Annotated in this window: 5 protein-coding genes and 1 pseudogene; 2 read left to right on the forward strand and 4 right to left on the reverse strand. The window is 70.5% G+C overall.

The window, feature by feature from the left end; all coding sequences use genetic code 11:
• Positions 1 to 90: 90 nt before the first annotated feature.
• The 3 genes from ACZ63D_RS06065 to ACZ63D_RS06075 all read right to left on the reverse strand — a co-directional run bounded on the left by ACZ63D_RS06065 (position 91) and on the right by ACZ63D_RS06075 (position 6,933).
• Complete coding sequence (locus tag ACZ63D_RS06065; RefSeq protein ID WP_465353191.1) at positions 91 to 4,566, reverse strand: hypothetical protein; 4,476 nt, start codon at positions 4,564 to 4,566, stop codon at positions 91 to 93.
• Positions 4,567 to 4,666: 100 nt separating this feature from the next.
• The gene (locus tag ACZ63D_RS06070) at positions 4,667 to 5,470 is read right to left on the reverse strand and encodes a hypothetical protein (protein ID WP_037814632.1); all 804 of its coding nucleotides are present in this window, start codon (positions 5,468 to 5,470) and stop codon (positions 4,667 to 4,669) included.
• Positions 5,470 to 6,933, reverse strand: coding sequence for a hypothetical protein (locus tag ACZ63D_RS06075; RefSeq protein WP_465353702.1), 1,464 nt, complete (start codon positions 6,931 to 6,933; stop codon positions 5,470 to 5,472). The genes ACZ63D_RS06070 and ACZ63D_RS06075 overlap by 1 nt, the downstream gene beginning before the upstream one ends.
• Positions 6,934 to 7,010: 77 nt before the next feature.
• On the opposite strand from ACZ63D_RS06075, the gene ACZ63D_RS06080 reads away from it, so the two are divergent.
• Both ACZ63D_RS06080 and ACZ63D_RS06085 read left to right on the forward strand, forming a co-directional pair.
• The gene (locus ACZ63D_RS06080; RefSeq protein WP_465353192.1) at positions 7,011 to 7,451 is read left to right on the forward strand and encodes a PPOX class F420-dependent oxidoreductase; all 441 of its coding nucleotides are present in this window, start codon (positions 7,011 to 7,013) and stop codon (positions 7,449 to 7,451) included.
• 202 nt (positions 7,452 to 7,653) lie between these two features.
• Positions 7,654 to 9,699, forward strand: a pseudogene (locus ACZ63D_RS06085) (PQQ-dependent sugar dehydrogenase); the annotation flags it as partial.
• 51 nt (positions 9,700 to 9,750) lie between these two features.
• Here the strand turns inward: ACZ63D_RS06085 and ACZ63D_RS06090 are convergent.
• Complete coding sequence (locus tag ACZ63D_RS06090) at positions 9,751 to 10,728, reverse strand: LLM class flavin-dependent oxidoreductase (protein WP_465353193.1); 978 nt, start codon at positions 10,726 to 10,728, stop codon at positions 9,751 to 9,753.
• Positions 10,729 to 11,220: the final 492 nt, after the last annotated feature.

Raw genomic sequence — 11,220 nt, forward strand, 5'->3', positions numbered from 1 at the left:
GAGAAGGGAGAGTGGTTGCGCCCCGTTACCCCTAGTCCACCCCCTTCGCCCCCCCCCCCCCCCCCCCCCCCCCCCCCCCCCCCCAGCCCGTCAGGCGGGTTTCTCTTCCTCCGAAGGCAGTCCCGAAGGCAGTTCCGGAGAAGCGGTACGGCTGAACATCCGCGTCGCCGACAGCCGCGCCACCCCGTCCGGGTCCCCGAGGTCGTCGAGGGAATTCCGGATCGTCGCGTCCACCGACAGGTACTTCCGCCCGGCGCGCAGATCCGCGTCGTTGCGCAGCCGCACGATCAGCGGGAATTCCGCCAGCGCGCCCGCGTCGAACAAGCCGGTCGTGTAGATCAGCTGCACGCCCAGCGCCTCCGCCACGGCGCGCTGCAGCTCCAGCAGATACCCGGCCGACGCCCGGCCGATCGGGTTGTCCAGGAACAGCACTCCGGAATGCCGGTTCCGCGCCTTGCCCCGGTTGTTGGCCCGCAGCGCGGCGAGCGTGCAGTACAGGATGATCGCCGCGGTCAGCTGCTGGCCGCCGGAGAACACGTCGCGGATTTCCGACACCCGCTGCCGTTCGGTGCGCAGCACGGAGTCCGGCTTGAGCATGTCCACCCGGTACCCCTTGGGCGCGGCGACGTGCACCCCGCGCAGCACCAGCGACAGCCCGTCGCGTTTCACGTCGCGGCCGTCGGCGGTCTTGCCCGCGGCCGCCTCGTCGACGACCTCGCCCAGTTTTTCCGCCAGCACATGGTCTTCCAGCTCGGTGAACCGGATCCGCAGGAACTCCTGCCCGGACCAGTCGCCGAGCCCGTCGGGCAGCCGCGACACCCGTTGCGCCGACCGCAGGGTGCGCAACGCGCCTTCGACCATGCCCTGCAGCCGGGTGATGATGCCGCCGCGGTGCCGGTCGATCTGCGCCAGATCGTCGGAGAGCGTCCGCAGCCGGGGCCGCAGCGCCTCGCTCCATTCCGCCGCGTGCGCGGGAAGCTGGTCTCGTTTCACGGAAATCACCTGCTGCCGCACCGGCGTGCTGAGCTTTTCGAACCGCTTCTCGGTGGCGTACTGCGCCAGCTGGTCCGCCGCCGCGCGCACCCGGCGGTCACCGGCGTCGGCCGCCGACTGCGCGTCGTTCAGGACGGTGTTGAGCTGGTTGTATCGCGTCCGCGCGGACTCGACATCGCCGTCGTAGGCTTCCGCTGGTTCGTCCGAACGCAAGTGCGCCAACGATTCCGACAGCAACCCGAAGCCGGACGCCGAAGCCTTGGCCGCGTCCAGCGTCGCTTCCGCCGCCGCTCGGCGTTCTTGCAGCTCTTCCCATTTCCGGGCCGCCGCGGACACTTCCAGCGAGGCCGCGTCGATCAGCTCGAGGCCGTGCTCGATGTCGCGCGGCCGCTCGGCCGGAGACGCGACGCCGGTCTGCAACGGCAGTACGTCCAGTTCGGCTCGCCGCGTCGACACCTGGCCGATCGCCTCGGTGCGTTCCTCTTCCAATGCGTCGACGACCCGCCGCGCCCGCGCCAGCGCCGCCGCTCGCGTGGAAGCGTCCGAACCGTCCGGCGTCTCCAGCAACGTCGCCGCGCGCACCCGGACCTCTTCGTCCAGCGCCTCCAACGCGGACGACGCGGCCGCTTCGGCGGATTCGGCCTGCTCCAGCTCGGCCCGGAGATCGCTGCCGACCTCGACCTTCGCGTACGCCTCCGAAGCCGACGCGAAGGTACGCCGCAACGCATCCACTGGCTGCGACGGAGCTTCGACATCCTCGGGCAGCTCAGCCGCGCCCGGCACCTCAGCCAGCTCGGACCGAGCGGTGGTCACGGTGCGGCGGTGTCCGTCAGCGGTCCGCTGTTCCTCCGCCGCCTGCTCGCGCAACCGCGCCGCGCGGGCGGACGCCTCGGCCGCCGAAGCCTCCGCTCGCTCCGCGATTTCCGTTGCCCGCTCGACTTCTTCGGTCCATTCCGCGACCCGCGCGGCCCGCGCGGCCAGTTCGCCGAGCCGGCGCGCCTTCTCCTCGGCTTCCGTGGCAGCGGCCCGCAACGCCGGGACTCGCTCGCGGAGCGCGGCGGCTTTTTCGCTCAACCGGGCGAATTCCGCTTCGGCTTGCGCCAGCGCGGTCTGCGCCGTCTCCCGCGCGACGCGCGCGTTTTCCGCCTGCTCGGCGAGGGTCCCGATCGCACCGGCCGGGTAGTCCTCGCGCCAGGTGGTGAGCTTCCAGGTCAACGCCCCATCAGCCGCCAGCGATTCCGCCAGCTGCTCCAGCCGACGCTGCCGTTCGGCATGCCGCTGCGCCACGGCTTCCCGCTCGGTGTCGGCCGCTTCTTCGTCGTACATCGCCGGGTTCGGCGGCACGAGGAACTCGACGCCCGCGGCGGCCGGAACGTCGGAGGCCTGGAACGCCTCGGTGGTCCCGACCGCGATCACCGCGCTCGGCAACAACCGCGAAGCCGCCAGCACCTCTCGTGCCCGCTTCACCTGCGCCGCGTCGTTCAGCAGCACGCCGGCGACGAGTTGCGGCATCCGCTCCAGCACTTCGTCGCGCCGCACCGAGTCCAGTTTGGACAGATACCGCCAACCGGACCACGCGGTGATTCCGGCCTGCTCCAACGCATCCAGCGCGGCCTGGACGTCCTCCGGCGGCGGCAGCAGCCCGCCCGAACCCAGCGCGGCCAGCGCGCGCTCGTCGGCCGACTCTTCCATCCGCAGCGCGGTCTGTTCCTTCTCCACCGCGGCGCTCGCGTCACGCAACCGCTGCAGCAGTACCGGAAGATCGCTTTCCAGCTTGACGTCGTCCGCTCCGAGCAGCTCCATCAACCGCGGTTCGGCGGCCAGCGCGTCGGTCCGCCTGTGCGCCCGATCCAGGTCCTCAGCCGCTCGCACCAGACGGTCCTGAGTGGACCCGGCGAGCTGATGCGCCTCGTTCACCGAACGCTGCGCGGCTTGCAGATCCTCGCCGACCCGGTCGAGTTCCTGTTCCCGGCGAACGGATTCCGCCGCCGCGGCCTCGGCTTCCGCCCGCGCGGACCGCGCCGCTTCCGCGACATCCGCACCGGAGGTCAACAGTCCACTGCGGACAGATTCCGAGATTTCCTCGCGCAGCTCAGCGATCCGCGCCGACAGCCCGCGAGCCTCGGCTCGGCGGCCAGCAGCCAAGTTCGCCGCCTCATCGCGTTCGGCCTGCGCCTTCTCCGCTTCGGCGCGCAATGCGTCCGCGTGCGCCTCGGCTTTGTCCGCCTGCCGCTGCGCATCCCGCGCCAGCGAAAGCAGACCACGCCCCAGCGCGACCGCCGCCGCGTCCCGCGCGGCCAACGCGGGCTTCGCCTTTTCCTCGCGGTTTCCGACCAGCTCGCGCAGGTCTTTCGCCTTGCGCGCGGCGTTCAGCCGGTTCAGCACGGTCGCGGTTTCGCGCCAAGCCTCCGCTTGCGTCTTCGCCTCAGCCAGCTCGGCGTCGACACGTTCGCGTTCGGTTTGCGCTTCTTCCAGGCGCAGCACCGCGACCAGCCGGCGCAGTTCGGTGACGCCCGCGGTCAGCCGCCGATGGTCGCCCTCGGCGAGCTTTTCGGCGGTCCGCACCTCCTCGACGTGGTCCTCCAGCCCGGACAGCCGCGCGTTCTCCAGCTCGTTGCGCGCGTGGATCCGCCCGGCCAGCTCGCCGAGGTCCTCCCGCGCCGATTCGGCGATCCGGCGCGACGCCGCGGCCACGCCTTCTTCCTCGGCCAGCGGACCGAGCAGTTCCAGCGCGCCCTCGACGAACTCCTTCTCCGCCATCAGATCGCCGCGCTGCGAGAGGTTGTTCGCGTACGTCGACACGACCTCGGCGAGGTCCTTCGGCTCGTCCTCGGACAGCACCGCGCGCAGCAGGAACTCCACGAACGCCTCGTCGGTGGAGAACTGGAACGCGTCGGCCGCCTCGCCCTCGCCCGCGTTCATCGCGCGCTGGTAGCGGAACAGCTCGGTGTCGAGGCCGAGCTGGTCGAGCCGCCCGGTCCATTCGTGGTGGCGGCGCGTCCAGAACAGCTCCAGCTCCGGTTCGGCCATCGCCGCCCCGGCGATCCGGTCATGGAAGCCGGACATGGTGAGCAGGCGGCCGTCCTCGGTCAGCGGCAGCGAATCGAGGCCGACGTCGGCGGTCGGGCGGAAGCAGTACCAGGAGTCGACCAGGTTCTCCGAGTCCGCGGACGTCACGTGCCCGCGCCATTCCGACACCTTGCCGGTGATCACCCGCTGCCCGGTCTCGACGTGCAGCCACTCCAGCACCACGTGCGCGACGTCCTTGGCCGTCACGAACTTCTCCAGCACCTTCGTGCTCGTGGTGCCGACGACCTGGCGCCGCCCGGGCAGCATCACCGAGAAGATCAGCTTGATCAGCACGGACTTGCCGCCGCCGTTCTCCAGGAACAGCACGCTCGCCGGCGACGGGCGGCGCACCGGGCCGCCGGCGTGGATGCCCGCGGAGAACAGCGCGTCCTGCTTCGGCGCGGTGATCGTGGCCCCCACGCCGCTGAAGTCCAGCACCACGTCCTGGTACCGGGCGCCCGCCGGGCCCACCGAATGCAGGCGGACCCGCGAAAGCTCGTACATCCGTTTCCCCTCTACCGCGCCTGATCCGCCCGCTGGTCCGTGAAGGCCACCTTTACGGACTCTGATTCCCTCAGGGTTCCCCTCACGGACCTTGATTCCCTCACTGCAGCGTGTCCGAGGCCGTCGCGCGCAGTGTGCCCCCAGCACCGGCGACCGCGACGACGTCGAGCGCGAGCAGGTCGTCGAACGCGGCGTCCGCGGCCAGCTCGCGCACCTGGATCTGATACCGCGGCGTCGTGCGGTAGGTGCCGCCTTGTTCGTCGCTCACCTGCACCAGAAAACCTTGGTCGGCAAGGAATCGCAGCGCCCGCGACACCATGCCGCGCGTGGTGTCGGCCGCCATCCGGCCGTCCTTCGTCGCCGCGGCGGCCGGACGGCGGGCGTACGCGCGCCACGCCTGCTCTAGCTCCGGCGCGTCCGCGAGCGGGTCGTTGTTCGCCTCGGCCAGCTGCGCTCGCTCATCGAGCACGCGAGCCGCTTCGCGGACCATCGCGTCCACCTGCTCGACGCTCACGCGGCCGATGTAGGTGTCGTTGGCCAGATCGTCCGGCCGCGGGTAGCCGAGCGCGGCCGTCGCGAGGTGGATCAGCCCGTGCAGCACCTTTTCGGTCTCGCGCCGCTCGCGGATTTTGGCTTGCCGCGCATAGCTGTCCATCTTGATCTCGAAGACGGACTCGTCGGTGGCCGCGAGCACGCAGCCGGCCTGCTGCGTCACCTCCAGCACCATCAGCCCGAGCCCGGACGCGACCGCGTGGGTCAGCGCCTTGAACGCGTTGTCCTCGCCGTAACGGCGCACCAGCTCGCCGTACACGACGTCGCGGGCGGGCAGTTGCTTCGGGCGCATCCCGAACGCGACGAGGCGCGCGGCGGCCTCGGCGTCGACGCTCGTGTGCGTCACCGGCATCAGGCGACCTCCTCGGTCTCGTCGTCAGCTCGTTCGACCTCCGCGGTGGTCAGCAGCAGATCCGCCCCGCCGAACTCCGGGTCGTCGAGCAGGGTGCCGTCGTCGACGGCGAGCAGCACGTGGCGTTCCCCCTGCCGGCGCGCCGCGCCGACCTCGGGACTGTAAGCGTGCAGCGCACGCAGCGCGACCAGGGACGCCAGGTTCGGCTGCCCGGAGCGGCGCGCGTCCTCCAGCAACCCGGACAGCCGGCGCGGCACGTCGGGCAGGTCGAGCAGTTCGTCCGCGAGCCGCCACACGTCGTCGCCGAAGCGGTCGGTCACCTCGGCGGGCACCAGTTCCGGCTCCGGCACCTCGCCGACCAGCTGATCCCGTTCCGGCGCGGGCCGCAGCAGCAGCGACACCAGCGAGGACAACGACGGCACGACCGGCGTCGCGATCCCGGCGACGGCGTGGAAGAAGTGCTCGGCGGGCGCGGTGGCGTCGGCGAGCGGCAGCCCGAGCGTCGGCATCAGGAGCTGGCCGAACAGGTCGATCGTGGCCCGCTGCGGCGGTCCGGAGAACTGCTGGCGGTCCTGTTCGGCGCGGAAGACCGCACCGGCGTCGGCGAGCCGCGACTGGAGCTTGGTGTGCCGCCGGATGCAGTCGGCGACGATGTCGACCAGCTCGGCCGCACGGCGCTTGTGGTCGGCGTCCTCGGATTCGTCCCGGGCGGTGGTGATGTTCTTGAGGATCGCGTTCTCCGCGCGGAACCGGGACTCGATGTGCCCGAGAGCCGATTCGATCAGCTCCGGCACTTCCTGCTCCCAGTCGACCGCGCGCACGTCGCGACGGGTGGCGTCGAGCTTCGCGCGCAGCGTCTCGCCGTACTGGACGGTGCGGTAGCGCGCCTGCTCCGCGGCGAGCTTCGCGTCGGCCAGGCGGCCGCGGTTGATCAGGTTCTCCAGCTTCACCTCGGCCGCGATCTGCGCCGACTCGACGTCCGTGTCCAGCGCGCCGACCAGCACGTTGATCGCCTCGTCGGTGGCGCGCAGGTACACCTCGCCGTCCGGAGCGGCCAGCTCGACCAGGAGCTTGAAGTCGAACTGGCGGCGCTGGTAGCCGCCCGGGCCGAGCGAGCCGTACACGCGCCGGAAGCCGCGGTCGGTGGTGCCGACGTTGATCAGGTTGTCCAGCACCCATTTCGCGACGCGCACGTGCTCTTCCGGCATCCGAGAGGGCGCCTGCAGCGAGATGAACGGCAGCAGCCGGTCGATCACCTGGTCGTGCCCGGCCCCGGTGTCGAAGTCCATCGCGATGGTGACCTGGTCGATCGTGTGCAGCGCGATCTCGGCCATCTGGTAGACCGTGGCGTCGGCCCAGTCGAGCTTCGCCTTGCGCGCGTCGAGGTCGTGCAACGGCGCGGTGCAGGCGAGCGCCTTCAGCCGACGGGTCAGCCCCTCGTCGGCGAGCCCGGCCGCGCCCATCTCGTCGTATCGCACAGCAGGTCAGGCTAGTCGGCCTGCCCGAGCGCCCGCACACGCGGACGGCTAGCGTGACCGGTATGCGGGAGATGACCAGGGCGGAGTGGTGGAAGTTCGCGAGCGAGGGCACGCGGACCGGGATGCTGGGGATCGTGCGGGCCAATGGGGCCCCGGTCGTCACGCCGGTCTGGTTCCTGCTGAACGAGGGCCCGGACGGCGACGAGCTGATCTTCACCACCGGCACGGACACGCTCAAGGGCAAGGCCCTGCGCCGCGACCCGCGGATCTCGCTCGCCGTGGACGACCAGCGGCCGCCGTTCTCCTACGTCCAGTTCACCGCCGAGGCGGAACTGCACCACGACCTGGACGAAATGCTGGAGTGGGCCACCCGGCTCGGCGCGCGGTACATGGGCGAGGAGAACGGCCCGGCCTACGGCGAGCGCAACGCCGTCCCGGAAGAATCCCTCGTCCGGGCGAGGATCACCAAGGTGATCGCGCGGGCGGACATCGCCGGATTCTGACCCCGGTTCGCTCCGCGGAACTCGCTGCGGAGCGTAATGCCGCGATCGCACTATTGACACCGCACCTGCCGAGGGTGTGTGATCTGTCCCGATAAATAGGAAAGTTTCCTAACGAAGACCCGTTGCTGAGCACTTCCCCGCCGCCGCCCCGATCCCCCTCAAGCAGGAGGCCCCCGTGGCACGACGCTCGACGTTGAGCGCGCTGTTCGCCGGTACCGCGGCGACCGCGCTCGGCTGCGCACTGCTGACCCCCGTGACCGCGACCGCGGCGACCGGGGACTACGAGTCCGAGGACGCGACGCTCTCCCAGGCCAAGATCGCCACGAACCACTCCGGCTACTCCGGCAAGGGTTTCGTGGACTTCGACAATCTCGTCGGCAGCTACGCCGACTACTCGGTCAACGCGGCACAGGCCGGCACGCACACGCTGACTTTCCGCTACGCCAACGGAACCTCCGATGACCGGCCGATGAAGCTCGTCGTCGACGGCGGCGACAAAGGCACGGTTTCCTTCCCCGGCACGGGTTCCTGGACGACGTGGAAGACGGTCACCGCGACCGTCCAGCTCACCGCGGGCGTCAACCACGTGCGCACCGTTTCGGCGTCCGCGAACGGCGGGCCCAACACGGACAAGATCACCGACAGCTTCTCCGCCCCGGTCGACACCGAGCCGCCGACGCCGCCGAAGAACTTCCAGGCGTCGAACATCCGGCCCACCGCGGCCGATTTCCGCTGGGACCCGGCGACGGACAACGTCGGCGTCACGCGGTACGAGATCAACCGCGGCGGCAACACGCTCAAGGTCGTGGACGGCAAGACCACCTCGGCGACCGTCGACCAGCTGACGCCGAACACGTCCTACGACATCTCGGTGATCGCCTACGACGCGGCGGGCAACCCGTCCCAGCCGAGCAACGTCGTCGGCGTGAAAACCCCGCCCAGCGACGACAAAACTCCGCCGAGCGTGCCTGGTTCGCTGAAGGTCACCGGCAGCACTTCGGACAGCATTTCGTTGTCTTGGAAGGCTTCCACCGACGACAGCGGCTCGATCGCGGGCTACGACGTGTATCAGGGCGGCAACGTCGTCTCGACCACGACGCAGACGTCGGCGACGGTCACCGACCTCAAGCCGAACACGTCCTACACGTTCACCGTGAAGGCGCGCGACCCCAACGGAAACGCCTCCGCGGCGAGCAACGCGGTCACCGCGAAGACCACCAGCAGCACCGGGGCCGGCGGCGGAATCCCGTCGTACGACAAGGACATCGCGAAGGTCGACCTCGGCTGGGCGGTCGGTTTCCTGCCGAACGGCAACGCACTGGTGACCGAACGGGACCGGTTCGAACTGCTGCAGATCACCCCGGACGGCAAGAAGACGACGCTCGGCAAGATCCCCGGCGTGGTCACGACGAACGGTGAAGGCGGCCTGCTCGGGCTGGCGATCTCGCCGCAGTGGAACACCGACCACGCGGTGTACCTGTACCACACCTCGGCCAGCGACAACCGGATCGTGAAGGTCACCTACGACGGCACCACGCTGTCGAAGACCACCACTCCGGTGCTGACCGGGATGTCGAAGAACCAGTACCACAACGGCGGCCGGATCGCGTTCGGCCCGGACGGCAAGCTGTACGCCACCGTCGGCGACGCGAAGGTCAAGGCCAACGCGCAGAACAAGAGCTCGCTCAACGGCAAGATCCTGCGGCTCAACCCGGACGGTTCCGCGCCGAGCGACAACCCGTTCTACGCCACCGGCGGCAACGCGCGGTACGTCTGGAGCTACGGGCACCGCAACCCGCAGGGCCTCGCCTGGGATTCGCAGGGGCGGCTGTGGTCGTCGGAGTTCGGCGAGAGCAGCCAGGACGAGCTGAACCTGATCCAGAAGGGCGGCAACTACGGCTGGTCGGCCTGCGAGGGCACGATCGGCGACTGCAAGGGGACCATCGCGCCGAAGAAGACGTGGCCGACCTCGCAGGCCGGGCCGTCCGGGATCGAGATCGTGAACGACTGGATCTACATCGCGGCGGTGACCGGCAAGCAGCTGTTCGTCACGCAGATCAAGGGCGACAGCGTCGGCGACGTGTCCGCGGTGTTCTCCGGCCGCTGGGGCCGGCTGCGCTCGGTGACCAAGACGCCGGACGGGCACCTGTGGGTGACCTCGACGAACAACGACAAGCTCGGCGGCACGCCGGACACCATCGACAACGTGGTGGTGCAGCTGAAGTTCCCCGGCGCGGCGTTCGCCGGATAAGCCGCGGCAGGGTGACCGGAGCGGCGCCGGTCACCCTGCCGCACCTTTTCATTCCCCGGCGACCAGTTCGTAGCAGCGGATGCGCGCCTTCGCGTCGAAGACCGGCACCGTGACCATGATTTCGTCCGCGCCGGTCTGCTTCGCCAGCTCCGCGAGCCGCGCCCGGACCTGCTCCCGCTCGCCATACGCCTGCGCCGCCCGGAAGTGCTCGAGCTGCGGCACCATCTCCGGCGCGAACTCGTACTCCGCGGCCGCCTCCGGCGTGAGCATCGGCTGGTCTCCCCCGCCGCCGGCGAGCAAATGGGATTTGAGGACGTTCATCGGCCCGGACAGGTATTCGGCCTCGGCCTCGGTGTCCGCGCAGATCGTCTCGACGCACAACAGCACGTACGGTTCCGAACGCCATTTCGAGGGCCGGAACTTCTCCCGGTAGCGCTCCAGCGAGGCCGCGGTGTTGTCCGGCCGGATGTGATGCGCGAACGCGATCGGCAACCCCCGCTCGGCGGCGACCTCCGCCCCCGCCGGGCTGGAGCTCAGCAGCCACGGCTCCGGCACGATCACGCCGCCCGGGAGGACCTTGTCACTGCCGAGATGCGTCAGAAGCTCGTCGACGTCAGCGTGGTAGTCGGCCTCTCCGGCCGGTTCGGCCCCGCGGCGCAACGCGCGGATGATGTCCGGATCGAGCGCCCCCGGCCCGCGCCCCACGCCGAGATCGACCCGGCCGCCGTTGAGCGCGGAAAGCGTGCCGAACTGCTCCGCCAGCGCGAACGGCGCGTGGTTCGGCGCGAGCACCCCGCCGGACCCGACCCGCACCCGGGACGTGACCGCGCCCGCGTGCGCCGCGAGCACCTGCGGAGACGCACTGGCGATGGCCGGGGAACCGTGATGCTCAGCGAACCAAAGCCGGCGGTAGCCAAGGTCGTCGAGCCGCCGAGCGACGGCCGGAAGCGGCTCGAGCGCCGCCGTGGCCGACTGCCCGGCTTCGACGAGCGCGAGTTCGAGTGCGGAAAGCGGCAGATCGATCATGCCCTCTACGGTAGCGAACGCGGCGGTGTGGCGGCGGTGATTTGTCCACTGTGGACGAAGTCTTGACGGTGGGGGCGGGACGGCTGGGCGGGGGTTCGGCGGCGGAGCGGCAGCCGCTCCTTCGAGGAATGGCGGCCGAGAGTGCGGGACCTGCGGAAACCGCAGGAAAGAGCGACAAGCGCGAGGGAAGGCGCAGCAAGCGCTTGCGGGACACGCGATGTGCCAGCAGGGGCCCCCTCCGCCGCCAGCGCCGACGCGACTCTGCCTTCCCGCCCAGCCATCTCGCCAGCGCCTACGCGACGCTCCCTTCCCGCCCAGCCACCTCGGCTGGCTCAGGCAAGCCTCCGAGCACCAGCCCTCCGGCTCGCAAACTGCGACAGTCGTGGGGGGGGGGGGGGGGGGGTGGGGGGGGGGGGCACCCACAAACCCCCACCCACCACCCACCCCCCCCACACACCCCACAGCCTTTTTGCGCCACGTCGGTTCCTCCTA

This window comes from Amycolatopsis sp. NPDC104775 (assembly GCF_055583325.1).